General features: G+C 68.2%; 20 protein-coding genes and 1 other RNA gene. 3 read left to right on the top strand and 18 right to left on the bottom strand.

Translation table 11 applies throughout. The features are described 5' to 3' along the window. Positions 1 to 2: 2 nt before the first annotated feature. From Q0263_RS03630 to mraZ, 11 genes are read right to left on the bottom strand one after another with little or no spacing between them, the layout of a single operon-like run. Positions 3 to 950, bottom strand: a complete 948-nt coding sequence (locus Q0263_RS03630; protein ID WP_298013425.1) for a D-alanine--D-alanine ligase — start codon at positions 948 to 950, stop codon at positions 3 to 5. Continuing rightward, a complete protein-coding gene (murC, locus tag Q0263_RS03625; protein WP_298013423.1) occupies positions 947 to 2,353 on the bottom strand; it encodes a UDP-N-acetylmuramate--L-alanine ligase in 1,407 nt (468 codons plus the stop codon). The genes Q0263_RS03630 and murC overlap by 4 nt, the downstream gene beginning before the upstream one ends. Continuing rightward, positions 2,350 to 3,423, bottom strand: a complete 1,074-nt coding sequence (gene murG / locus Q0263_RS03620) for an undecaprenyldiphospho-muramoylpentapeptide beta-N-acetylglucosaminyltransferase (protein ID WP_298013421.1) — start codon at positions 3,421 to 3,423, stop codon at positions 2,350 to 2,352. The genes murC and murG overlap by 4 nt, the downstream gene beginning before the upstream one ends. Then, positions 3,420 to 4,613, bottom strand: coding sequence for a putative lipid II flippase FtsW (gene ftsW / locus Q0263_RS03615; protein WP_298013419.1), 1,194 nt, complete (start codon positions 4,611 to 4,613; stop codon positions 3,420 to 3,422). Before ftsW ends, murG begins: the two co-directional genes overlap by 4 nt. Continuing rightward, positions 4,610 to 6,136 carry a UDP-N-acetylmuramoyl-L-alanine--D-glutamate ligase gene (gene murD / locus Q0263_RS03610; protein ID WP_298013418.1) on the bottom strand — a complete coding sequence of 509 codons (1,527 nt, stop codon included), beginning with the start codon at positions 6,134 to 6,136 and terminating at the stop codon, positions 4,610 to 4,612. Before murD ends, ftsW begins: the two co-directional genes overlap by 4 nt. Continuing rightward, a complete protein-coding gene (gene mraY, locus Q0263_RS03605) occupies positions 6,133 to 7,305 on the bottom strand; it encodes a phospho-N-acetylmuramoyl-pentapeptide-transferase (protein ID WP_298013416.1) in 1,173 nt (390 codons plus the stop codon). Before mraY ends, murD begins: the two co-directional genes overlap by 4 nt. Further along, positions 7,295 to 10,081 carry a bifunctional UDP-N-acetylmuramoyl-L-alanyl-D-glutamate--2,6-diaminopimelate ligase MurE/UDP-N-acetylmuramoyl-tripeptide--D-alanyl-D-alanine ligase MurF gene (gene murF, locus Q0263_RS03600; RefSeq protein WP_298013413.1) on the bottom strand — a complete coding sequence of 929 codons (2,787 nt, stop codon included), beginning with the start codon at positions 10,079 to 10,081 and terminating at the stop codon, positions 7,295 to 7,297. The genes mraY and murF overlap by 11 nt, the downstream gene beginning before the upstream one ends. Continuing rightward, entirely contained in the window at positions 10,078 to 11,814 is a 1,737-nt protein-coding gene (locus tag Q0263_RS03595; RefSeq protein ID WP_298013411.1) for a penicillin-binding protein 2, read from the bottom strand. Before Q0263_RS03595 ends, murF begins: the two co-directional genes overlap by 4 nt. Beyond that, entirely contained in the window at positions 11,811 to 12,107 is a 297-nt protein-coding gene (gene ftsL / locus Q0263_RS03590; protein ID WP_298013409.1) for a cell division protein FtsL, read from the bottom strand. The genes Q0263_RS03595 and ftsL overlap by 4 nt, the downstream gene beginning before the upstream one ends. Next, entirely contained in the window at positions 12,104 to 13,153 is a 1,050-nt protein-coding gene (rsmH, locus tag Q0263_RS03585) for a 16S rRNA (cytosine(1402)-N(4))-methyltransferase RsmH (RefSeq protein WP_298013407.1), read from the bottom strand. The genes ftsL and rsmH overlap by 4 nt, the downstream gene beginning before the upstream one ends. Positions 13,154 to 13,162: 9 nt before the next feature. Next, positions 13,163 to 13,591: a division/cell wall cluster transcriptional repressor MraZ gene (mraZ, locus tag Q0263_RS03580; protein WP_298013405.1), complete on the bottom strand. Its 429-nt coding sequence runs from the start codon at positions 13,589 to 13,591 to the stop codon at positions 13,163 to 13,165. Between the two features lie 394 nt (positions 13,592 to 13,985). On the opposite strand from mraZ, the gene Q0263_RS03575 reads away from it, so the two are divergent. Then, positions 13,986 to 15,335, top strand: coding sequence for an ABC transporter substrate-binding protein (locus Q0263_RS03575; protein ID WP_298013403.1), 1,350 nt, complete (start codon positions 13,986 to 13,988; stop codon positions 15,333 to 15,335). 123 nt (positions 15,336 to 15,458) lie between these two features. Here the strand turns inward: Q0263_RS03575 and Q0263_RS03570 are convergent, their stop codons facing one another. The 5 genes from Q0263_RS03570 to rnpB all read right to left on the bottom strand — a co-directional run bounded on the left by Q0263_RS03570 (position 15,459) and on the right by rnpB (position 19,847). Then, positions 15,459 to 16,664, bottom strand: coding sequence for a branched-chain amino acid ABC transporter permease (locus Q0263_RS03570; RefSeq protein ID WP_298013401.1), 1,206 nt, complete (start codon positions 16,662 to 16,664; stop codon positions 15,459 to 15,461). A 12-nt stretch (positions 16,665 to 16,676) separates the two neighbouring features. Continuing rightward, on the bottom strand, positions 16,677 to 17,750 hold the full coding sequence (locus Q0263_RS03565) for a branched-chain amino acid ABC transporter permease (protein WP_298013400.1): 1,074 nt from the start codon (positions 17,748 to 17,750) through the stop codon (positions 16,677 to 16,679). Positions 17,751 to 17,754: 4 nt separating this feature from the next. Then, on the bottom strand, positions 17,755 to 18,462 hold the full coding sequence (locus Q0263_RS03560) for an ABC transporter ATP-binding protein (RefSeq protein ID WP_298013399.1): 708 nt from the start codon (positions 18,460 to 18,462) through the stop codon (positions 17,755 to 17,757). Then, positions 18,443 to 19,273 (bottom strand): ABC transporter ATP-binding protein, encoded by an 831-nt coding sequence (locus Q0263_RS03555; protein ID WP_298013398.1) that lies wholly within the window; start codon positions 19,271 to 19,273, stop codon positions 18,443 to 18,445. Before Q0263_RS03555 ends, Q0263_RS03560 begins: the two co-directional genes overlap by 20 nt. 172 nt (positions 19,274 to 19,445) lie before the next feature. Then, positions 19,446 to 19,847: RNase P RNA component class A (rnpB, locus tag Q0263_RS03550), an RNA gene on the bottom strand. Positions 19,848 to 19,991: 144 nt separating this feature from the next. Between rnpB and Q0263_RS03545 the strand changes: the two genes are divergently transcribed. Continuing rightward, a complete protein-coding gene (locus Q0263_RS03545) occupies positions 19,992 to 21,836 on the top strand; it encodes an ATP-binding cassette domain-containing protein (protein WP_298013397.1) in 1,845 nt (614 codons plus the stop codon). Between the two features lie 105 nt (positions 21,837 to 21,941). Here the strand turns inward: Q0263_RS03545 and pyrC are convergent, their stop codons facing one another. Beyond that, complete coding sequence (pyrC, locus tag Q0263_RS03540) at positions 21,942 to 22,985, bottom strand: dihydroorotase (protein WP_298014191.1); 1,044 nt, start codon at positions 22,983 to 22,985, stop codon at positions 21,942 to 21,944. Positions 22,986 to 23,182: 197 nt separating this feature from the next. On the opposite strand from pyrC, the gene Q0263_RS03535 reads away from it, so the two are divergent. Then, entirely contained in the window at positions 23,183 to 23,455 is a 273-nt protein-coding gene (locus Q0263_RS03535; RefSeq protein ID WP_298013396.1) for an SWIB/MDM2 domain-containing protein, read from the top strand. 104 nt (positions 23,456 to 23,559) lie between these two features. On the opposite strand, the gene Q0263_RS03530 is transcribed toward Q0263_RS03535, so the two are convergent. Beyond that, positions 23,560 to 23,928, bottom strand: a complete 369-nt coding sequence (locus Q0263_RS03530) for a hypothetical protein (protein ID WP_298013395.1) — start codon at positions 23,926 to 23,928, stop codon at positions 23,560 to 23,562. Between the last annotated feature and the right edge of the window lie 272 nt (positions 23,929 to 24,200).

Genomic DNA, 24,200 nt, shown 5'->3' with positions numbered 1-24,200 from the left:
CCTCAGTGGCCGGCGGGGCGGCGCACTTTGCAGCGCGCCGTCGCCAGAATCTCGATGCACAGCTGGGTGTAGCTCATGCCCAGCGCCTTGGCCCCCATCGGCACCAGCGAATGGCTGGTCATGCCGGGGGACGTATTCATTTCCAGCAGCCAGGGCCGGTTCTGCGCATCCAGCATCAGATCCGCCCGGCCCCAGCCCTCGCAGCCGAGCACCCGATAGGCCTGCACCGACAGGTCCTGGATCTGCCGGCTCAGGGCCTCGGGCAGATCGGCGGGGCAGACGTAACGGGTGTCGTTGGAGACGTACTTGTGTTCGTAGTCGTAATTGCCCTCGGGGGCGATGATCTCGATGATCGGCAGGGCCCGGGCGTCGTCGCCGCAGCCCAGCACCGGCACGGTCAGCTCGCGGCCCTGGATGAACTGCTCGGCCAGCGCCTGTTCGTCGTGCCGGCAGGCCAGCTCCAGGGCCTGGGGCAGCTGCCCGGCCGACTGCACGCGGGTCACGCCCAGCGTGGATCCTTCATGCGGCGGCTTGACGATCAGCGGCAGGCCCAGTTCCCCGGCCAGGGCCGCCGGGTCGGCCCGGCAGTCCAGCACGGCGAAACGCGGCGTCGGCAGGCCGTGCTGCAGCCACAGGCGCTTGGTGGCGATCTTGTCCATCGCCAGGCTGGACGCCAGCAGCCCGCTGCCGGTGTAGGGAATGCCCAGCAGTTCCAGCGCGCCCTGGATGGTGCCGTCTTCGCCGAAGCGGCCGTGCAGGGCGATGAAGACGCGGTCGAAACCGGCGGCCGCCAGTTCGGCCAGGCTCTGGCGCCCGGTGTCGAACAGATGGGCGTCCACGCCGGCCTCGCGCAGGGCGGCGCACACGCCCGCCCCCGACATCAGGGAGACTTCCCGTTCGGCGGACATCCCGCCATACAGCACGCCGACGCGGCCGAATGCCTGGCTCATTGCGGACTCCCCAATTGCGCGGGGACCCGGCTGATGGAGCCGGCCCCCATGATGATCACCACGTCGCCGTCGCGGGCGAAATCCTGGATGGCGCCCGCCATGTCGGCCACCTCTTCCACAAAGACCGGCTCGACCTTGCCCGCCACGCGCAGCCCCCGGGCGAGCGCCCGGCCATCGGCGGCGATCAGCGGCGCCTCGCCGGCCGGATAGACCTCGGTCAGCAGGACCGCGTCGGCCGAACTGAGGACGCGCACGAAATCCTCGAAGCAGTCGCGCGTGCGGGTATAGCGGTGCGGCTGGAACGCCAGCACCACCCGGCGGTCCGGCCAGGCGCCCCGGGCGGCGGCCAGGGTGGCCGCCATTTCCACCGGGTGGTGGCCGTAATCGTCGATGACGGCGTAGGAGCCGCCGCCGTTGCGCGCCGACACGGGGAAGCTGCCGATCTGCGTGAAGCGCCGCCCCACGCCCCGGAACTGCTCCAGGGATTCGACGATGGCCTCGTCGGGCACGCCCAGCTCGGTCGCCACGGCGATCGTCGCCAAGGCGTTGAGCACGTTGTGCCGGCCCGGCAGGTTCAGGCGCACCGCCAGCGGCGGCAGGGCGCCCTGCAGGCTCTGGCGCTCCACGGTGAAGGCCATCGTGGTGCCCTCGGCGCGCAGGTCGTGCGCCCGCACCTGGGCCGGCATGTCGATGCCGTAGGTGGTGATGGGGCGCGACACGAAGGGAATGATCTCGCGCACATTGGAATCGTCCAGGCACAGCACCGCGCTGCCGTAGAACGGCAGGCGCTGGGTGAACTCGACGAAAGCGCTTTTCAGCCGCGCCACGTCATGTCCGTAGGTGTCCATGTGATCCAGGTCGATGTTGGTGACGATGGCCATCACCGGCAGCAGGTTCAGGAAGGACGCATCGGACTCGTCGGCTTCGACGACGATGTATTCGCCCTGGCCCAGCCGGGCATTCGCGTCGGCGGCGTTCAGCCGCCCGCCGATCACGAAGGTCGGGTCCAGGCCGCCGGCCGCCAGCACGCTGGCGACCAGACTGGTGGTCGTGGTCTTGCCGTGGGTGCCGGCCACGGCGATGCCGCGCTTCAGGCGCATCAGTTCGGCCAGCATCAGGGCGCGGGGCACCACGGGGATGTGCGCGGCGCGGGCGGCCAGGACTTCCGGGTTGTCGGCATGGATGGCCGTGGACGTGACGATGGCGCCGGCCCCCTGGATGTGCTCGGCCGCATGGCCGATGGAGATCCGCGCCCCCAGGGCAGCCAGGCGCCGGGTGACGGCGGTTTCCTGCACGTCGGATCCGCTGATGGCATAGCCCAGGTTCAGCAGGACCTCGGCGATGCCGCTCATCCCGGCACCGCCGATGCCGACGAAGTGAAGGTTGCGTATCCGGTGCTTCATGCCGATTCCTCTTTGGTATGGACGCAGGCTTCGGCAATCAGCTGCGTGGCGTTCAAGCTTGCATGTTCGTGGGCGTGGACGGCCACGGCGGCCAGTTCCGGACGTTCGCGGGCCTCCAGCCAGCCGGCCAGGCGCTCCGCGTCCAGCTCGGCCTGCGGCATCAGCCAGCCCCCGCCGCATTCGGACAGGTAGCGGGCGTTGGCCGTCTGATGGTCGTCGATGGCATGGGGCAGCGGAATGAAGACCGCCGCCACCCCCACGGCCGCGACCTCGGCGACCGTCATGGCGCCCGCGCGGCAGATCACCAGATCGGCCTCGGCCAGGGCCTGCGCCATGTCCTGGATGAAAGCGGACACCTGGGCCTGCAGCCCCAGGCGCTCGTAGTGCTGGCGCACGGCGTCCGCATGGCGCTCGCCGGCCTGGTGATGAACCAGGGGGCGGCGCTCGGCCGGCAGCCGCGCCAGGGCCTCGGGCACCAGTTCATTGATGCGGGCCGCGCCCAGGCTGCCGCCCAGCACCAGCAGGCGCAGGGGGCCCTGGCGGGCCGCGTAGCGCTGGGCCACGGGGGCCAGCGTCAGCAGATCCTGGCGGACCGGGTTGCCCACCATCAGGGCCCCGGGCAAGGCGCCCGGAAAGCCGGTCAGCACCCGGGCCGCCAGGCGGGCCAGGATGCGGTTGGCGGTGCCCGCCACGGCATTCTGTTCATGGATCACCAGGGGAATTCCGCTGGCGCGGGCCATCAGCCCGCCCGGCACGGCGGCATACCCGCCCATGCCCAGCACCACGTCGGGGCGGCGCTGGCGCAGCATCCGGCGCACCTTCAGGCAGGCGGCCGCCAGCGTGAACGGCAGCTTCAGCAAGGCCGCAAGGCCCTTGCCGCGCACCCCGCCGAAGCGCAGGGGCAGCAATTCGATGTCCTGTTCGGGAACCAGGCGCCCTTCCATGCGGTCGGGATTGCCCAGCCACAGCACCTGCCAGCCCAGGGCCCGCAGCGCCTTGGCCACGGCCAGGCCCGGCATGATGTGCCCGCCCGTGCCGCCCGCCATGATGAGGATCACAGGCTGCGTCATCGCCGTTTCCCCCTCATCATGCAGCGCGTCTCGTAATCCACGCGCAGCAGCAGGGCGATCGCCACCAGGTTCAGCACGATCCCCGAGCCGCCGTAGCTGACCAGCGGCAGGGTCAGGCCCTTGGTCGGCAGCAGCCCCAGGCACACGCCGACGTTGATGAAGGCCTGCACGCCCATCCACAAGGCCACCCCCTGGGCGGCCAGGCCGTCGAACACGCGGTCCAGCACCATGGCCTTGCGGGCGATTTCAAAGCCGCGCAGGACGATGAAGACGAAGACGGCCACCAGGCACATCACCCCGACGAAACCCAGTTCCTCGCCGATCACCGCCACGATGAAGTCGGTATGGGCCTCGGGCAGGTAGTGCAGTTTCTCGATGCTGGCGCCCAGGCCCACCCCGAACCATTCGCCGCGCCCCAGGGCGATCAGGGAATGGGACAGCTGATAGGCGCTGCCATAGGCGTTGTCCGGGTTCCAGGGATCCAGGTAGACGAACAGGCGTTCCCGGCGCCACGGCGACAGCCAGATCAGCAGCAGGAAGCAGGACATCACCGCCGCCAGCAGGGTGCTGAACAATTTCAGATTGATGCCGCCGATGAACAGCACCCCGACGGCGATCGCGCCGATGACGATGAAGGCCCCCAGATCGGGTTCCATCAGCAGCAGCAGGCCGACCAGCGCCAGGGCCATCGCCATGGGCAGAAAGCCGCGCAGAAAGCCTTGCAGGTGCGCCTGCTTGCGCACCACGTAATCTGCGGCATACAGGATGACGGCGAATTTCATCAGTTCCGACGGCTGGAAGTTCAGCGGCCCCAGCGGCAGCCAGCGGCGCGCGCCGTTGACTTCGCGGCCCAGGCCCGGCACCAGCACGACCAGCAGCATCAGCAGCGCCAGGGCAAACAGCGGCAGCGCCAGCTTCTGCCAGACCTTCATCGGCACGCTGGCCGTGAACAGGGCGGCCAGCAGGCCGATGAGGATGAAGACCGCGTGGCGTCCGACGAAGTAGAAGCGGCCGTAGCTCTCGTAGCGCGGCCCGTCCGCCAGCGCGATCGACGCGGAATACACCATCAGCAGGCCGAACAGCACCAGGGCGCTGATCGCGACGATCAGGCTGACGTCCACGGTCGGCATGGTGGTGCGCCCGGGCCGCACGGAGTTCAGGCTGGCGCTGAGGTCGGCGATCACGCTCATGCCACCTCCCCCCGATCCATCGCCAGATCGCGCACAGCCTCGACGAAGCACGCGCTGCGGTGGGCGTAATTGCGGAACATGTCCATGCTGGCGCACGCCGGCGACAACAGCACGGCATCGCCCGGCCGGGCCCGTTCCAGGCCTTCGCGCACGGCCTGCTCCAGGGTCTCGCAAGGCACCAGGGGCACCTCGCACTCGGCCAGGGCCTGGCCGATGAGGGGGCCGTCCTGGCCGATCAGCATCACGGCGCGCGCATGGGCGCGCACGGCCGGCGCCAGCGGCGAAAAATCCTGGCCCTTGCCCAGCCCGCCGGCGATCAGCACCACCGGACGGCCCAGGCCCTGCAGGGCGGCCAGGGTCGCGCCGACGTTGGTGCCCTTGCTGTCGTCGACGAAATCGATCCCGGCGACGGTCTGGATGAATTCGGTGCGGTGCGCCTCGCCCCGGTAGTCGCGCAGGGCATGCAGCATGCGGGCCCGGTCCAGCCCGATAGCGTCTCCCAGCGCCAGGGCGGCCAGGGCATTGAGCGCATTGTGCCGGCCCCGGATCTGCAGGGCGTCGGCGGGCATCAGCGCCTGCGCCACCCCCTGGGCCCGGGCCGGCGTTTCGGCCGCCTGCCGCGCCTTGCGGCGCGGCGCGGCGGGATCCGCCTCGACGACCGGCGTCGACGCCAGCCAGGCGAGATCATGTTGCATCAGCAGCCCCAGGTCGCCGGCCAGCGCGGGCGCGTCCGCGCCGAAGCTGCGAACGTCCGGGGCGGCCAGGTCCTGGACCATCGCGCGCACCCGCGCATCGGAACGATTGACGATGCGCACCCGCGCCATGGCCAGCAGGCGCGCCTTGGCGTCGGCATACGCCTGCATGGTGCCATGCCAGTCCAGGTGGTCCTGGGTGACGTTCAGCACCACGGCGGCATCGGCCGCCAGCGAGCTCGTGGCTTCCAGCTGGAAACTGGACAGTTCCAGGACCCAGACGTCCGGCAGCTCGTCGGCCTGCAAGGCATCCATCAGACTGGACAGGGCGGCCGGGCTGATGTTGCCCGCGGCGCGCGCCCGCAGCCCGCAGCCCTGCGCCAGATGGCGCGTCAGCGACGTGACGGTGGTCTTGCCGTTCGTGCCGGTCACGGCGAGCACGGCGGGCGCGTAGCCCTGCGGCCGCAGATCCGCCAGCGCCCGGGCGAAGAGTTCGATTTCTCCCAGGACGTCGATGCCGCGCGCGCGGGCGGCGGCCAGCAGGCCGGCGATCGGCTCGACGTGCGGGTTCAGCCCCGGGCTGAGCACCAGCGTCGCCACGTCGTCCAGGGCGGCCGCATCCAGGGCCTGCGGCCCCAGACGCAGATCGGCGGCGATCCCCGCGTCGCGCAGGGCGGCCAGCCCGCCCGGCTCGGCGCGGGTGTCCAGCACGCGCAGCGGCACTCCCTGGGCGGCGCACCAGCGGGCGGCGGCCACGCCGGTTTCCCCCAACCCCAGGATCAGGGTCAGGCCGTCGCGGCGCAGGGAGGGGAATTGATACGTGGCGCTCATCGCAGTTTCAGACTCGACAGCCCGATCAGGACCAGCATCATGGTGATGATCCAGAAACGCACCACCACCTGGGTTTCCTTCCAGCCGCTGACCTCGAAATGATGGTGCAGCGGCGCCATGCGGAAAATCCGCCTTCCTTCTCCGTATCGCCTCTTGGTGTATTTGAACCAGCTGACCTGCAGCATCACGGACAGGGTCTCGACCACGAACACGCCCCCCATGATGAAGAGCACGATTTCCTGGCGCACGATCACCGCGATGGTGCCCAGCGCGCCGCCCAGCGCCAGGGCGCCGACGTCGCCCATGAAGACCTGGGCGGGATAGGTGTTGAACCACAGGAACGCCAGCCCGGCCCCCGCGATGGCGGCGCACAGCACCATCAGCTCGGAAGCCCCGGGGATGTAGGGGAACAGCAGGTATTTGGAGTAGTCCACGCGGCCGACGACGTAGGCGAAGATCCCCAGCGCCGACCCGATCATCACCGTCGGCATGATGGCCAGACCGTCCAGGCCGTCGGTCAGGTTGACGGCGTTGCTGGTGCCCACGATCACCAGCCAGGTCAGGGCGCCGAAGCCGAACACTCCCAGGGGATAGCTGACGGACTTGAAGAACGGCACGATCAGGTCCGCGCGCGCGGACAGGGGCATGGAAAAGCCGCTCAGCACCCAGTCGCGGAACAGCGGCCACAATTCGGTGTTGGCCGGCACCGACACGGCGAAACTGAGATAGACGGCCGCCACCGCGCCGATCAGCGCCTGCCAGAAGAACTTCTGGCGGGCCGGCATGCCTTCCGGATCGTGATGCACGACCTTGCGATAGTCGTCGGCCCAGCCGATCCAGCCGAAGCCGAACGTGACCAGCAGCACCACCCAGACGAAGCGGTTGGTCCAGTCGGCCCACAACAAGGTGCTGATGCCGATGCCGATCAGGATCAGGGCGCCGCCCATGGTGGGCGTGCCGTTCTTCTGCAGGTGCGTCTGCGGGCCGTAGCTGCGCACCGCCTGGCCGATCTTCAGGGCCGTGAGGCGGCGGATCAGCCAGGGCCCGGCCAGCAGGCCGATGGCCAGGGCCGTGGCCGAAGCCAGCAGGGCCCGGAACGTGATGTACTCGACCACGCCGAAGGCGCGGAAATGGTGGTCGGACAGCCAACGCGCCAGTTCAAGCAGCATGATGGCCCTCCCCGACGGCGCCTTCGGCCTGCAGGGCCTGCACCACGCGCTCCATGCGCATGCTGCGCGATCCCTTGACCAGGATATGCGCCGGCCGAGCGGCCAGCAGCGCCGGCAGCAGGGCGTCCAGCGCGTCGAAGGCCTGCGCCCCCGCGCCGAAGGCCCGGGCCGCCTCGTGGCAAGCCGTCCCCAGCGTCAGCAGCACGTGCACGCCGCACTGCCGGGCATAGGCGCCGACTTCGGCATGCATGGCAGGCCCCTGATCGCCGACTTCGGCCATGTCGCCCAGCACCAGAATGCGCCGGCCATCCAGGCCCGCCAGCACGTCGATGGCCGCTCGCACGGAATCGGGATTGGCGTTGTAGGTATCGTCGATGAGCTGGAAGCCGTCGGCCAGCGCCTGCGGCCGCATCCGGCCGCCCACCGGGGCGAAGGCCGCCAGGCCCGCGGCGATGGCCGCGAGCGGCGCGCCGGCCGCGCTGGCGCAGCTGGCGGCGGCCAGGGCATTGCGCAGATTGTGCCGGCCCGGCGCATGCAAGGTGACGGCCACGGCGTCGCGCCCCACGTGCAGGCGGAATTCGGTGCGGTCCGTCCCCGCGCGGATCTGCGAAGCGTGGACGGCGGCCGTTTCGGAGAAACCGAAGCGCCGCACGGACCGGTCGCCCGCCAGTTCCTGCCACAGGTCGCCATAAGCCTCGTCCGCCGGGAACACGGCCACGCCGTGCGGCGGCAGGGCCTGCAGCACCGCGCCGTTTTCGCGCGCCACCGCGTCGACCGAGTTCATGAATTCCTGGTGCTCGCGCTGGGCGTTGTTGACCAGCGCCACCGTGGGCCGGGCGATGGCCGCCAGCACGGCGATCTCGCCGGGGTGGTTCATGCCCAGCTCCAGCACGGCGGCGCGGTGATGGCCGCGCAGGCGCAGGACCGTCAGCGGCAGGCCGATGTCATTGTTGAAATTGCCCCGGGTCGCCAGGCGCCCTTCCTCGCCCCACCAGGCGGCCAGGATGGCGCTGATCATTTCCTTGGTGGTGGTCTTGCCGTTGCTGCCGGTCACGGCGATCACCGGCAGCTCGAACAGGCCGCGCCAGACGGTGGCGATGCGCATCAGCGCCTGATGGGTGTCGCCCAGCACGATCTGCGGCAGCGCGGCCTGGGGAGCGCGCCGGGCCACGATGGCGGCCCGGGCGCCCGCCCGCGCGGCGGCGTCCAGATAGTCATGACCGTCGAACTGTTCCCCTTTCAGGGCCAGGAACAGCGCGCCGGCCGTCAGGCTGCGCGTATCCGTCGACAGGGCGGGATCCTGCTGCCAGCTCAGCGCGAAGCGTGCCCATTCGCGGTCGTCGAAGGCGCTGCGCTCGTGCTGGACTTCCTGATAGGTCTCGTGTCCCTTGCCGGCCAGGAGCACGACGTCGCGCTCGCCCGCCCGCCAGATGGCGTCCAGAATGGCCTTGGCCCGGTCGGCCTGCACCGTCGGCCGGTCGGGCATGCCCGCCACGATGGCCTCGATGATGGCATCGGGCGCTTCCGTGCGCGGATTGTCCGTCGTCACCACGACCGCGTCCGCCAGCCGCGCGGCGGCGGCGCCCATCAGCGGACGCTTGCCGGCATCGCGATCGCCGCCGCAGCCGAACACGCACAGCAGCCGTCCGCCGCGCTCCTGCGCCACCGGGCGCAGGGCCAGCAGCACGCGCTCCAGCGCATCGGGCGTATGGGCGTAGTCCACCACCACCAGCGGTTGCGGCCGGGCGGCGCTGGCGCCGCCCACGGCCGAGACCACCTGCAGGCGTCCCGGCACGGGGTGCAGCACCGCCAGCGCCCGGGCGATGCGGCTCAGGCCCCAGCCCAGTTCGCGCAGAACCCCCGCCACCAGCAGCAGATTGGAAATATTGTGTTCGCCCACCAGGTGGGTCAGGATCTGGGCGCGGCCGTCGGGCGTCACCAGATTGAAGACCAGGCCGTCGGCGCCATGCTGGATGTCCTCGGCCCGGAACGCCGCGGGGCGGCCGCCTTGCAGGCTGTAGCCCACCCGGTGCCCGGACGGCGCTGCGCCGGACAGCAGTTCCAAGCCGGCGGCATCGTCGGCATTGATGACGGCGCTGCGCAGGCCGGCCCGGGCGAACAGGGCGAACTTGGCCTGCTTGTAGCGTTCCAGCGTGCCGTGATAGTCCAGATGGTCGCGCGTCAGATTGGTGAAGCCCGCCACCTGGATGCGCACGCCGTCCAGGCGCCCCTGCTCGATGCCGATGGACGAGGCCTCGATCGCGGCCGCCTGCCCGCCCGCCCGCACGATGGCCGCCAGGCTGCGGTGCAGGGTCAGCACGTCGGGCGTCGTCAGCACGCCGCCCAGGTTGCGGCCGTCGGCCAGCGTCACCCCCAGGGTGCCCACGGTGCCGCAGGGCATGCCCTCGGCATTCAGGGCGTCCGCCAGCCAGCGCGTGGTCGAGGTCTTGCCGTTGGTGCCCGTGACCGCGATCACGGCCAGGGCGTCGGACGGCCGGCCGTACCAGAGGTGGGCGATCTCGCCCAGCAGGGCGTTCAGGCCGTCCACGGCCAGGACGGGAATTTTTCCGGGCGGCGTCTGCGGGCCGCCGGCGGCGCAGACGATCGCCGCCGCGCCGGCCGCCGCCGCCTGATCCATGTAGGCGCGGCCGTCGGCGGCGATCCCCGGGCAGGCAAAAAACACATCGCCCGGGCGGATCTGCCGGGAATCCAGGCACAGGTCGGCCTGGCGCTCGACCCGCTCGTCCAGCCAGGTCAGAATGTCTATCGTATTCATTGTGCGCGTCCCCCCTGATCCGCCACAGCCACCAGGGAATCCACCGGCGCATCGGGCCGCACCCCAAGACGGCGCAGGGTACTGGAAACAATATCTGAGAACACGGGTGCGGCCACGGCGCCGCCATAATACCCCCCCGCGCTCGGTTCATCGATCGACACGGCCACCACGATGCGGGGGTCGGACGCCGGGGCGAATCCCACGAAGGAACCCCGGTATTTGGTCTTGCTGTACTGTCCGTTGACGATCTTGCGGGCCGTCCCGCTCTTGCCCGCCACCCGGTAGCCCTGCACCTGCGCCTTGCGGGCGCCGTCCGGACCGGCGGCGGCTTCCAGCATGCCGCGCATCAGCTGCGCCACCTGGGGGGAATACACCTGGACGCTGGTGGGCTGGCCTTCGCGCCGCAGAAGCGACAGGGACACCATGTCGCCGTTGCGCGCAAAGGCCGTATAGGCATGCGCCACCTGGATCAGCGACACCGACAGGCCGTAGCCATAGGCCATGGTGGCGCGTTCGATGGGGCGCCACCGCTGCCAGGGGCGCAAGCGCCCCGAGGCCATGCCCGGGAAATTCGTCTGCGGCACCCGGCCGAAGCCCAGCTCGGAAAATTTCGTCCACATGTCCCGCGAATCGAGCCGTTCCGAAATCATCGTCATGCCCACATTGCTGGAATGCTGGATGATGCCGCCCACGTCCAGCACCCCGTAATGCCCGACGTCGGAAATCAGGGCGCCCTGGTAGCGGTAGCGGCCATTGCCGGTGTCGAAGCGCGTGCTCGTGGTGATCTTGCCTTCGTCCAGGGCCAGCGCCGCGGTGAACGGCTTCATGATCGAACCGGGTTCGAAGGTGTCGGTCACGACCCGGTTGCGCAGGGCCTCCCCGGTGCGCTGCGCCGTGTCGTTGGGATCGTAGGACGGCAGATTGACCATCGACAGGACTTCGCCCGTGCGGGCATCCAGGACGATGGCCGCACCCGCGCGGGCCTTGTGCAGTTCCAGGGCGGCCTTCAGGGCGGAATACGTGTCGAACTGGATGCCGGCGTCGATGGACAGCTGCAGGTTCTGTCCATCCACCGGCGGCACCACGGCCTGGACGTCTTCCACGACGCGCCCCAGCCGGTCCTTGATGACGCGCCGCGATCCCGGCTGGCCGGACAGGCGGTCGTTGAACGCCAGCTCGATGCCGTCGATGCCCCGGTCTTCGATGTTGGTGAAACCCACGATGTGCGCCATGACGTCGCCTTCCGGATAGTAGCGGCGCGTTTCCGGCAGCTGCTGCACCCCGGGGATCTTCAGGTGGCGGACCTTCTCGGCCACATCCATCGCCACCTGGCGCTGCAGGTAGACGAAATTCTTGTCCTCGTCGCGGGTGCGCTGGCGGATGTCGTCCACTTTCATGTTCAGCAGACGGGCCAGCTCGCCGACCTGTTCGTCGGAAGCCTTGTGGAAATCCTCCGGGATCACCCAGATCGCGCGGACCGCCATGCTGGAAGCCAGCACCACCGACCCGCTGCGATCGAAGATCTTGCCGCGCGACGCCGGCAGCACCAGCGTGCGCTCGTAGCGGCGCTCGCCCTGGCGCTGCAGGAATTCATTGGACAGGATCTGCAGGTTCAGCGCCTTGGCCGCCAGCGCGACGAAGCCCAGCATCAGCACGATGACGACCAGACGCGCCCGCCAGAAGGCTGGACGCGTGGACAGGACGGGGCTTTCGTGGAACCCGAAGCGCTTCATGGACGCCCTCCCGCCGCCGCACGGCCCTTTTCAGGCTCCTGCAGATAGATCGTGCGGTCCGGCGTCACGGGAATCAGGTGCAGTTCGGTGCGGGCCAGGGAATCGATGCGGGCGTTGCGCGCCAGTTCGGCCCGTTCCAGCTGCAGCCGGCGCCACTCGGTATCCAGTTCGTGGGCCTGCGACTTCAGGCGTTCGGAGGCCACGAACAGTTCGCGGGCCTGGAAGCGCACCGTCACCAGGGAAATGGCGGACGCCATCAGCAGCAGGGCCAGGACCAGCGTGATCCGGATCATCGGGAGACCCTCCCGCCGCGCCGGGCCGTTCCCTGTCCGGGCAGGCGCACCAGGGCGGCGGCCTGCGCCGGCGACAAGGGTTCATCGGTGCGTTGCGCGACCCGCAACACGGCCGAGCGCGAGCGCACGTTGTCCCGCACCTCGTCGTCGTCGGCCTGGACGCGGCCGAGCAGCGTCACCCAGGGCCGGGGCATGTCTTTTTCCGGGATGGGCAGGCGGGCTTGCGCCTGGCCGGGCCGGGCGGCGGCCGCCAGGCACTGCTTGACCATGCGGTCTTCCAGGGAATGGAAGCTGATCACCGCCAGCCTCCCCCCGGGACGCAGATGGGTCAAAGCGGCCGGGAGGGCGTGCGCGAGCTGCGCAAGTTCCGCATTGATGTGAATCCGTATAGCTTGAAAGGTCCTTGTGGCCGGGTGTTGACCCTTTTCGCGCGTACGGACGACACCGGCGACGAGCTGGGCCAATTCGCCCGTGGTGCGCAGCGCCCGGGATTGGCGGCCCGCAACAATCGCCTTTGCAATCTGGAAAGCAAACCGTTCTTCGCCATAATGTGCGATGACCTCCTTGATCTGTTCCTGGTCGGCCTCGGCCAGCCAGTCGGCGGCCGTCTGCCCCCGCGTCGTGTCCATGCGCATGTCCAGAGGACCATCGTGCATGAAAGAAAAACCCCGCGCCGCATCGTCGATCTGGGGAGACGAGACCCCCAGATCCAGCAAGACGCCATCCACGGCGGGAATGCCCAGGCGGTCGAGATGCTCCGCCAGGGCGGCAAAACCGTCGTGCACGACCTGGACGCGGGCATCTTCCCGGCTCAGGTCCTGCGCCACGGCAATGGCTTCGGGGTCCTTGTCGAACACCAGCAGGCGGGCCTGCGGCGCCAGGCGTTCCAGCAGCAGGCGGCTATGGCCGCCCCGGCCGAAGGTGCCGTCGACATACACCCCATCGAGCGCCGGCGCCTGCGCTGCCCCCGGACCGCGGCCGAACCCCTGGCTCAACAATGCGTCGATAGCCGGTTCCAGCAGAACGGTACGGTGGGAATACGCCATGGGCGGGACTCAGAAAGAAATCTGCTCAAGGATGGCCGGATCCAGCTGGCTCACGTCCTGCAGGCTGCGGGCTTCCCACTGCTCGCGGTCCCACAGTTCGAAATGCGAACCCAGGCCCAGCAACATGACTTCGCGCGCCAGGCCGGCGGCGTCGCGCAGTTCGGGCGCCACCAGGATGCGGCCCGCGCCGTCCATGTCGACGTCCTGGGCGCTGCCCAGCAGCAGGCGCTGCAGGGGCCGCGCCACCGCCGGCAAGGCGGCGATCTGGGCGCGTTTGGTTTCCCAGGTGGAGCGCGGATACAGCATCAGGCACCCGTCGGGGTGGCGCGTCAGAGTGAGGCACCCCTGTTCGTCGGACTGCAGGGCGTCACGATACCGGGCCGGAATCGACATCCGGCCCTTGGCATCCAAGGTCAACGCACTGCTTCCCTGAAACACGAGGAGGTTCTCCCACTTCATGACACAAAAATCTACTTTGCCCCACTCTACGGGATACCTGAAAGCCGGTCAAGGAGAAAATCGAAATTTATTCAATGACAACAAGCACTTACAACTGTTCTTAACAATTCAGCCGGAAATAAAATGCTGAAAAATCAATGGATTGCAAACTAAACTGAAAGTCCTTTATCAGCAAAGGGATTTCCACCGGCGGCCTGGCGGCCCCTTCGAACCTGCGCCAATCCCTGATTGACATCGGTCCGGCCAGTCGATGTAATGAAATGATGCTCGTCACCGGGCTGCAGTGCCGGCGCCCAAGGCGCCAGACTCGAAAGCATCCGAGCCTTTTCCGCGTTTGCCTGTCTCGTGCTAGCCAACCAAAAGGAGTCTCCCCATGTCGGATCACCCATCCCACCCCGCCTCCCGCCGCCAGTTCCTGACCACACTGGGGCTCGCCGGCGGTTCGCTGGCGCTCAGCAACACCCTGCCCTTCGCCCGCGCCCTGGCGGCCGGCACGCCCCCGGCCATCAACCTGGGCCAGGTCCTGCCCATGACGGGCTCGGCCGCGGAATTCGGCCCCTACTATCGCGACGCGGTCGGACTGGCCGTCAACCAGATCAACGCGGCGGCCAAGGAAGTCTTCGGCGGCCCCATCATCGCCCATCACGTCACGGCCGACAGCGCCACCCTGCCCACGGTCGGCGTCCAGGCGGCCCGGCAGATGGTCGACACCCAGCACACGCCGGTCATCATCAACGGCTGGTCCAGCGGGGTCACGGTGGCCATCGCCACGTCCGTCACCATTCCCTCCGGGGTCCTGCAGATCGGCAACGGCACCACCTCTCCGCTGGTCAGCGTGCTGCCCGCCGACGCGAAGGCCGACCTGCTCTTTCGCACCAGCGCGTCGGACGCCATGCAGGGCGTCGTGGCGGCGCAGTTCGTCAATGGCGAAATCGATCCGAACTACAAGTTCAAGCGCGTCTCGACCATCTACATCAACAACCCCTACGGGCAGGGCCTGGCCGACGCCTTCGCCAATGCCTTCAAGAAACGCGGCGGCACCGTCCTGGCGCAGGTTCCCCACCCCGAGGAAGTCCAGCCCACCTACAAATCCATGCTGTCGCAGGCCCTGAAGGACAAGCCCGACCTGCTGCTCATCGTAAGCTACCCGGCGCACACCATCGCCATCTGCAAGGAATCCCGCGACACCTTCAATTTCACGAAGTGGCAGTTCACCGACGGCAACGCCAGCATCGACATCATCAAGGAAGTCGGCGCCAAGAACATGGATGGCCTCTACGGCACGGCCCCCGGTGAAGACACCAGCACACAGTCCTACAAGGACTTCTCCAAGACCTACCTGTCCACGTACAAATACGATCACTTCCCGCCGTTCACCACCTGCTCCTACGATGCGGGCATGGTGGCGGGCCTGGCCATGGCCGCCGCGGTGGCCGGCGGCGCCACGGACGCCTCGAAGATCACGGGCACGGTGCTGCGCGACGAACTGCGCAAGATCGCCAATCCGCCGGGCGACATGATCGACGGCGGCGACCAGGGCCGCGTCACCGACATGCTCAAAGCCCTGAAGGCCGGGAAGAAGATCAACTACAACGGGGTGGCCGGCCCCTGCGACTTCGACAAGAACGGCGACGTCATCACGCCCGTCAACATCTGGAAGTATTCGGGCGACAAGATCGAGACCGTCAAGATGGTCGCCGCCAAGGACATTCCGGCCAGCTGATCCACGCGCCATGGCGCAAGCAAAGGCCGCACCGGCATTCCGGTGCGGCCTTTCTTCATGAACAGGACGACGGTGGATCCGCGGGCGCGCCCGTCCGGCCGGCGGCCGGGTCCGGGCGGGGCGTCAGTCTTCGGGCACGTCCCGCAGGAACCGGGACACGCGTTTCTTTTCGGGCAGGATGCCCTGCGGCCGGAACAGCACGATCAGGGCCAGCAGCAGGCCCACGAAGGCCCAACGCAGGAAGGACATCCGGGAGGCGATGTCGGGCGCGACTCCCTGCAAAGAGACCTGCAGGTAATCCGTGACGAATCCCGTGCCGCTCCAGACGGCCCAGATCACGAAGGCCCCCAGGATCGCGCCTTTATTGTTGCCGCTGCCGCCCAGCATGAGCATCACCCACACCAGGAAGGTGGCGAACAGCGGCTTGAAGTGGCTGTAGTCGATGGTCACCATATAGGGCGCATACAGGGCTCCCGCCACGCCGATGACGACCGCCCCCAGCACGAAGGACTGCACCCGCAGCGCCTTGACGTGCTTGCCGTTCATCGCGGCCGATTCTTCTTCGTCCCGGACCGCGCGCAAGGCCCGTCCCCACGGGGACCGCACCATGGCCTCCAGGACGACATACACCACGGCCAGGCTGAGGGTCACGATGACCAGGTACAGGTAGCTGTAATCCCGGGGCTGCAGGGCGGACAGCGCGCCGCTCACGGCATCGGGCAGCCAGCCGCAGCCGCCCGTGTCGAACACGCAGGACAGGGGCTGCGTGATGCCCGACAGCGGCTGGGGCCCGTTGGCCAGCCAGCGCTCGTTCTGGAAGATGAGCCGGATGATCTCGGCGATGCCCAGGGTGGCGATGGCCAGGAAGTCCGCGCGCAGATGCAGGATCGGCTGGGCGATCAGATAGCCCACCGCCCCCGAGACGATGCCCGCCGCCGCGACCCCCACCAGGAACGGGGCGTTCAAGCCGAACCACTGCTGCGCATAGGCGGCCATGGCGCCCGAGGGCGGCAGCGTGACGAACAGCGCCATGGTGAACGCCCCCACGGCGAAGAAGCCCGCGATGCCGAAGTTCAGATGGCCGTTGTATCCCCACTGGGCGTTCAGGCCCAGCGACAGGATCGAATAGATGATGGCCATGATGCAGAACGACACCAGGTAATCCATCACGCCCGGCAGCCAGCCCGCGATGCCGAAGGCCAGCACGCAGCCCAGCGCGATGGCCGCCGGCAACCGCGCCAGCCACCGCCAGCGGGCGAACAGCAGGCACCCGAGCAGAAAGGCGGGAACCAGCAGAAAGCAGGCTTTGAGCAGGTGCGAAGCATCCATGGCGCAGGTTTCCTAGCGTTGAGCGAACAGCCCCTGGGGCCGCATCAGCAGCACCAGGACCATCAGAACGAACGCGACCGCCGGCCCGTAGGCCGGATTCAGAAAGGCCGAGGTCAGCTGCATGGCCACCCCGATGATGATGGCGCCCACCAGGGCGCCCCAGGCGCTGCCGATTCCGCCCATGATGACGGCGGCGAACAAGGGCAGCAGCAGGACGAAACCCATGTCCGGACGCATCTGGGACGCCAGGCCGTACATGACGCCCCCGACGGCGGCCAGCGCCGCTCCGATGGACCAGGTCCAGGCGATGACCTGTTCGGTGTTGATGCCGCGCACCTGGGCCAGGTCGGGGTTGTCGGCCGTCGCCCGCATGGCCTTGCCGATGCGCGTGCGCGTCAGCATCCAATACAGCAGCACCACCAGGATCAGGGCCAGGGCGAAGACGAACAACTGGTCGGCCTGCAGACGCAGCCCCAGGGGCAGGGACAGCGCCGGATTGGAGCGCCCCGAATAATAGAAGTGGAAATCCGAGCCCCAGATCAGGTAGACGATGCCGCGCAGCAGGAATTCCATGCCCAGCGACGCCATGGCCAGCAGCACCAGCGGCGACTGGTGCTTGCGCAAGGGACGGTACAGAAGCCGGTCGATCACGATGGCCACGATGGCGGTGACGACCGCGGCCAGCGCGATGCCGACCAGCAGCTCCCACCCGAAGGAAAAGCGCCAGATCGGGTTGGACTGCGGCAGGGTCAGCACGACGCCATAGGTGACGTAGGCCCCCAGCGTCAGGAATTCGCCATGGGCGAAGTTGGGAAACTTCAGCACCCCGTAGCACAGGGTCAGGCCGATACCCCCCAGGGCGATGATGCCCCCCAGCATCACCCCCCATGCCGTCAGGGACAGCATTTCCTGGGCATCCGTCCCGGACAGCCAGCCGGCGACCCACATGCCGGCCAGCACCAGCGCCAGCACGCCGCCGACAAAGCGGCTGCTGCGCGCGCCGCCCGAGTCCCGCGCATCGACCGCGGCGACTTCGGGGGCGTCCAGCGGAATTTCAGAGGCTGCGGATTGCGCTGTATCGGCCATCGGATCACCCTCCAAGATAGAGACGCCCGACATTGGGGTCGTCGAGCAGATCGCGGCCGGTGCCTTCGTGGCGGTTCTCGCCGTTGGCCAGGACGTAGCCGCGATGGGCCATGCTCAGGGACTGCCGGGCGTTCTGCTCGACCATGAGCACGCCGATGCCGGTTTCGTTGATGCGCGCGATGCGCTCGAAGATTTCATCCACCAGCTTGGGCGACAGGGCGGCCGTGGGCTCGTCGAGCAGCAGCAGCTTGGGATTCATCATCAGGGCGCTGCCCATGGCCACCATCTGCCGTTCGCCGCCCGACATCTTGCCCGCCAGCTGCCGGCGGCGCTGCCGCAGTTTCGGGAACATGTCGTAGACGCGGGCCTTGTGTTCGGCGAGATCCGCCTTGCCCAGCGGGAACGCCCCCATTTCCAGGTTTTCTTCCACGGTCAGCGAGGTGAAGACATTGGCCACCTGGGGGACGTAGCACATGCCCAGGCGCACGATCCGGTGGGGAGCCACCTGGGTGATGTCGTGGCCATCGAAGCTGATCGCCCCCTGGCGGGGATGCAGCAGCCCGAAGATGGTCTTCATGAGGGTGGACTTGCCCGCCCCGTTGGGCCCGATGATGGAGACGACTTCGTCGGACTCGACCACGATGGACAGGCCGCGCAGGATCTCGGTGTCCCCGTACCCCGCCGTGACGGCGTCAACCTGCAGCAGCGGCATATTGCCCTCCCAGATAGGCCTCCAGCACGGCCCGATTGCTGCGTACGGATTCAGGGTTGCCCTCGGCCAGCTTGCGTCCATCGCTCATGACGATCACGGGATCGCAGAGGCTCATGACCATGTTCATGTCGTGTTCGATCAGCAGGAACGTAATGCCGCGATCACGCGCCAGGGCCTGGATGTTGGAGATGATGCTTTGCAGGAGGGTGCGGTTGACCCCCGCCGCCGGCTCGTCGAGCAGGATGATCCGGGGATCGGCCATCAGCATCCGCCCCATTTCCAGCAGCTTCTTCTGGCCGCCCGACAGATTGGCCGCATATTCATGCTGCACGTGCGTCAGCTGCAGGTAGTCCAGGACTTCGCGGGCCTTGTCCAGGTTGCGGGACTCTTCCGCCCTCACCTGGCCCGGGCGGAACATCGCGTTCCACCAGTGTTCGCCCGACTGGCCCGCGGGCACCAGCATCAGGTTTTCCAGGACGCTCATGGTGCCGTGTTCGCGGGGGATCTGGAAGGTGCGGCACAGGCCGCGCGCAAAGATCTGGTCGGGGCGCAGGTGGCCGATGTCCCGGCCATCCAGCACGATGCGCCCGGAATCGGGCGAGATGAAGCCGGTGATGAGATTGAAGACGGTGGTCTTGCCCGCGCCATTGGGGCCGATCAGCCCGGTGATGGTGCCGCGCCGCACCTGGAAGGAACAATGGTCCACGGCCCGCAGGCCGCCGAAACTTTTCGCTAGATCTTGAACTTCGAGCAATGGGGATTGCTGGTCGTCGGAAGGCCCCGACAGGGATGATGCTGTCGAATCTGTCACCGATGTCTCCTGCTGGATTTCCAGGGTGGGAATCCCGCCGGCGTACCTGCCACGTGCTTCTGCACAGGCCGTCGGTTCAAAAAGTAACTTCAGGGTATCACAGGCCGCGCGGGGGCCGTATGCGCGAATTCCCTAGGCGAGGCACGCCCCTATCGCGCCAGGCAAAAAGAAAAAGCGGAACAGATCTATAGGCCGGATTTTGTACGCCGGGTCGCCCCGGCGGGCAATCATTCCTCTGGACAGGCCATTGCTGGACTGCTCTAGCCATCTACCCGCATGCTCGGGCGGGCCGCCCTGTCGGCACGAAGCCGGCGCATGCCTATTTGATGTTGCTCCCGATAGAGGTTGCCGCGTTTCACCCTGCCACGCCCCGCGCGGCCAGGCCGGCGGGCAGTACGGAGTGGCCGTACCGGAGTGCCGCCCGAAAGCGGCACCCGCGTGGCAGACTCGTCTCTGTGGCCCTGTTCCTCGGCTTGCCCCGTAGGGGTCGCCGGACGGCCGTTAGCCGCTATCGCGCCCGATGGAGTCCGGACCTTCCTCGATGCCTAGACACCGCGATTGCCCGATCTGCCCCGCCTCGGCATTGTACGGCAAGCCGGCCCGCGCCACGGGGCGATCCGGGCAGCGCCGCCGCCAAACTGCGACAATAGAGGACGGTCGAGGCGGCGCCCAGCCGGGCCCGCCGCCGCCCTGCCCTTTCCGATCATTGTTCCGCCTTATGCCCGACACGATTCTCGCCCTGAACCAGGCCCAGCTGGCCTACGGCCACCACCCCCTGCTCGATCACGCCGATCTGGCGCTCCTGGCGGGGGAACGCATCGGACTGATCGGCCGCAACGGCGCCGGCAAATCGTCCCTGCTGCGCATCCTGGACGGCCGCACCCAGCTGGACGACGGCGAAATCCGCCGCCAGAAAGGCCTGCGCATCGCCACCGTGGAACAGGAACCCGAACTGCCCGAAGATCAGACCGTCCTGCAGGTTCTCAGCGGCGACATGCTGGCCTCGGAGGACTGGTCGCGCAGCGCCCGGGCGGCGGCCCTGATCGACACCCTGGGACTGGATCCGGACCTGCTCATCGCCGGCCTGTCGGGCGGCACCCGCAAACGGGTGGCCCTGGCCCGCGCCCTGGTCGAGGAACCCGATCTGCTGCTGCTGGACGAACCCACCAACCACCTGGATTTCACCGGCATCGCCTGGCTGGAAGACCTGCTGGCCAAATCCCGCCTGACCATCGTGCTGATCACCCATGACCGGCGCTTCCTGGACGCCGTCGCCACCCGCATCGTCGAACTGGATCGCGGCCAGCTCTTCAGCTTCCCGGGCAACTTTTCCGCCTGGCAGGCCCGCAAGGCCCAATGGCTGGAAGCCGAACAGCAAGCCAATGCCCGCTTCGACAAGCTGCTGTCCCAGGAAGAGGTCTGGATCCGCAAGGGCATCGAGGCCCGCCGCACCCGCAATGAAGGTCGCGTGCGGCGCCTGGAGGCCCTGCGCCGCGAACGCGCCGCACGCCGCGACCAGCAGGGTCAGGTCCGCTTCGCCCTGGCCGACGGTCAGCGGTCGGGCAAGCAGGTGGCCGAACTCCAGCACGTCACGCACGGATACGGCGGCCATACGCTGATCCGCGATTTCAGCACCCTGATCCTGCGCGGCGACCGGATCGGCCTGATCGGCCCCAATGGCGCAGGCAAGACCACGCTGCTGCGCATCCTGCTGGGCGAGCTGCGGCCGGACCAGGGCGCGGTGAAGTTGGGCACCAACCTGTCCATCGGCTATTTCGACCAGATGCGCGACCGCCTGGACGAATCCGCCACGCTGGCCGACACCATCAGCCCGGGCAGCGAATGGGTGGAGATCGGCGGCCAGCGCAAGCACGTCATGAGCTACCTGGAAGACTTCCTGTTCCCGGCCGCCCGCGCGCATTCCCCGGTGTCCAGCCTGTCGGGGGGCGAACGCGCCCGCCTGGCCCTGGCCCGCATGTTCGCCCAGCCCCACAACGTGCTGGTGCTGGACGAACCCACCAACGACCTGGACATCGACACGCTGGAGCTGCTGGAAAGCCTGCTGCAGGATTACACGGGCACCGTACTGCTGGTCAGCCACGACCGCAGCTTCCTGGACAACGTCGTCACCCAGACCATCGCCGCGGAAGGCCAGGGACACTGGCAGGAATACGTGGGCGGCTATGCCGAATGGGAAGCCCAGCGCCCGCGCTCCGAGCCGGCCGGGACCGGCGCGGCCCGCGCGGCGACGGCGCCGGGGGAATCGGGCAAGGCCGCGGCGCCCGACTCCGTGGACGCCCCCGCCCCGGCCGGCCAGCCCGCCCGGCCCCGCAAGAACCGCCTGGCCCCCTGGGAGGCCCAGGAACTGGACGGCCTGCCGGACCGCATCGCCGCCCTGGAAGCCGAGCAGGCGAAATGGGCGGCCGCCTTGTCCGCGCCGGATCTGTACCGCGACGGGTCCGACGAAGCGGAACGCATCCAGCAGGCGCTGGCGACGGTCGGCGAACAGCTCGACGCCTTGTTCGAACGCTGGGCAGCCCTGGAAGAGAAACGCGGCGATTGACATCGCCGCAGCCCGCGCTCCGCATCAAAACGACGCATCCACCCGAATTCGCCGAACAGGAAGCTGCGGGCCCTGATCCGGAACCCGCGCGGATCCGACGCTGATCTAATCGGCCCGCAGGCGCCACGCCAAAGATTCGCCCGCCGCCAGGGGGACGACCTCGGCACCGGCCATCGGCAGGGCCGCCGGGATCTGTTCCGATACGCGTTCCAGCGTCAGGGCGCCGGCATTGGGCTTCAGGCCGTAGAAGGCGGGCCCGTTCAGGCTGGCAAAGGCCTCCAGCGTGTCCAGGCGGCCGGCGGCTTCGAAGGCCGTGGCATACAGGGCCATGGCGTGGCGGGCCGTATAACAGCCCGCGCAGCCGCAATCCTGTTCCTTCGCCCCCCGCGGATGCGGCGCGCTGTCTGTGCCCAGGAAAAACCGGGCGTCGCCGCTGGTGGCGGCATCGACCAGCGCCAGGCGGTGGCGCTCCCGCTTGAGCACGGGCAGGCAATACCAATGCGGACGCAGCCCGCCCTTGAACAGGGCGTTGCGGTTGTACAGCAGATGGTGGGCCGTGATCGTCGCGGCCACCGGCCCCGAGGCTTCGCGCACGTAGGCCACGCCCTCGGCCGTCGTCAGGTGCTCGAAGACGACCTTCAGGGCGGGATAGGCCTGCCGCAGGGGCCGCATCACGCGGTCGATGAAGACCGCCTCGCGGTCGAACAGATCGATCTCGGGATCCGTGACCTCGCCATGCACCAGCAGGGGCATGCCGCAATCCTGCATGGCGTCCAGCGCGGCGCGGCAATGCTTCAGCAGATCCGTCACCCCGGCATCCGAATGCGTCGTGGCCCCGGCGGGGTACAGCTTGACGCCGTGGACCAGGCCGGACTGCCGGGCGCGGCGGATTTCCTCGGGCGACGTATTGTCGGTCAGGTACAGCGTCATCAGGGGCTGGAAGTCCCCATCGGTCACGCCGGCCTGGCGCAGCGCCGCCAGGATGCGGTCCCGGTAGGCCAGGGCATCCGCCGTGGTCACGACGGGCGGCTTCAGGTTCGGCATGATGATGGCGCGGCCGAACTGGCGGGCGGAGTCCAGGACCACGCTTTGCAGCACGGCCCCGTCGCGCAGGTGCAGATGCCAGTCATCGGGGCGCGTCAGCGTCAGGGTCCGCGGGCCGCCCGCATCGCGGGCCGCCCCGGGCCGGACGGCTGCGGAAGACGCGGAGGATGAAGAGGTGGAGCGGATCTCTTGGGTCACGGACTACATTCCTTAAAAATTTTTCACTGCTTCGCTTTGTCTTTGGGGGAAACACGCGGTAAGCTTCGGGGGCTATTCACTCAATCAAGTAGGAGCCTGTATTCATGGCAACCACCGAAAAGTCCGGACGCAAGCCCAACGCGGCGTTCATGAAGCCCCTGACGCCCAGCGCCACCCTGGCTGCGATTATCGGCAAAGACGCCGTTCCCCGCACCGAAGTGACCAAGCGCATCTGGGACTACATCAAGAAGCACGACCTGCAAGACCCGGCCAACCGCCGCAACATCAACGCCGACGCCAAGCTGCGTCCCCTGTTCGGCAAGGACCAGGTGTCGATGTTCGAACTGACCAAACTGGTCAGCCAGCACCTGAAGTAAGCGGAATTCGGGTCGGGCCCGCTCGGGCCCGACGGCGGGCGCGCCCACGGGGCGCCCGCACCGGATGACAGGCCCGATCTGCGCGGCCGCCGGCCCAGTTCGGCTTACAGCCCGGGCAGCGGAGTTTCTCCGGCACAATGAGCCAGCCAGCCCTTGGCCAGGCGATAGATGATCCAGACCATGGCCACCACGCCCGTGATGAAGCCGATGAAGATGAACGCGGCCAGGGCGCTGAGCACCAGCCACAACAGGCCCCACCAGAACGTGCGGATGATCCAGTCGATGTGACCGGCATAGACCGTGCCCACCATGTCGCCGCGCTTCAGATACGCCAGGACGACGGCCGCGACCGCGGCGGCGCCCAGGATGCCCGCGGACAGGATTCCCACCGCGAACAGGGCATACATCAGATGGATGAGCTGGCGTTGCGTCAGCCCTTTGTCGGTGTCGGGGGTATCTTCACCTTGAATCATGAAACCTCCTGCAGGGGGCGCCCGAGCGCCACTGTTCAAGTGGATTTCATTCTAACCTGCTTTCAGCCGCGGATTTGCGTCATGGGGCGGTAAAAGACAGGGATCCGCGCGAGGCGATCTGGCGCGCACAAAGATTCAGCACCTGGCGCGCCTGATCAGCATTGGGCGCGCACAAAGACAAAGCCCCCGCAGAGAGTATCTGCGGGGGCTTTGCGGTATAAAAGCCTGACGATGACCTACTTTCACAGGTGTCCACCCACTATCATCGGCGC

The organism is uncultured Castellaniella sp. (genome assembly GCF_937988725.1).
In the GTDB taxonomy this organism is placed as follows: Bacteria; Pseudomonadota; Gammaproteobacteria; order Burkholderiales; family Burkholderiaceae_B; genus Castellaniella.
Note: the sequence above shows the minus strand (reverse complement) of the source record. Positions and strands in the feature narration are given on the sequence as shown.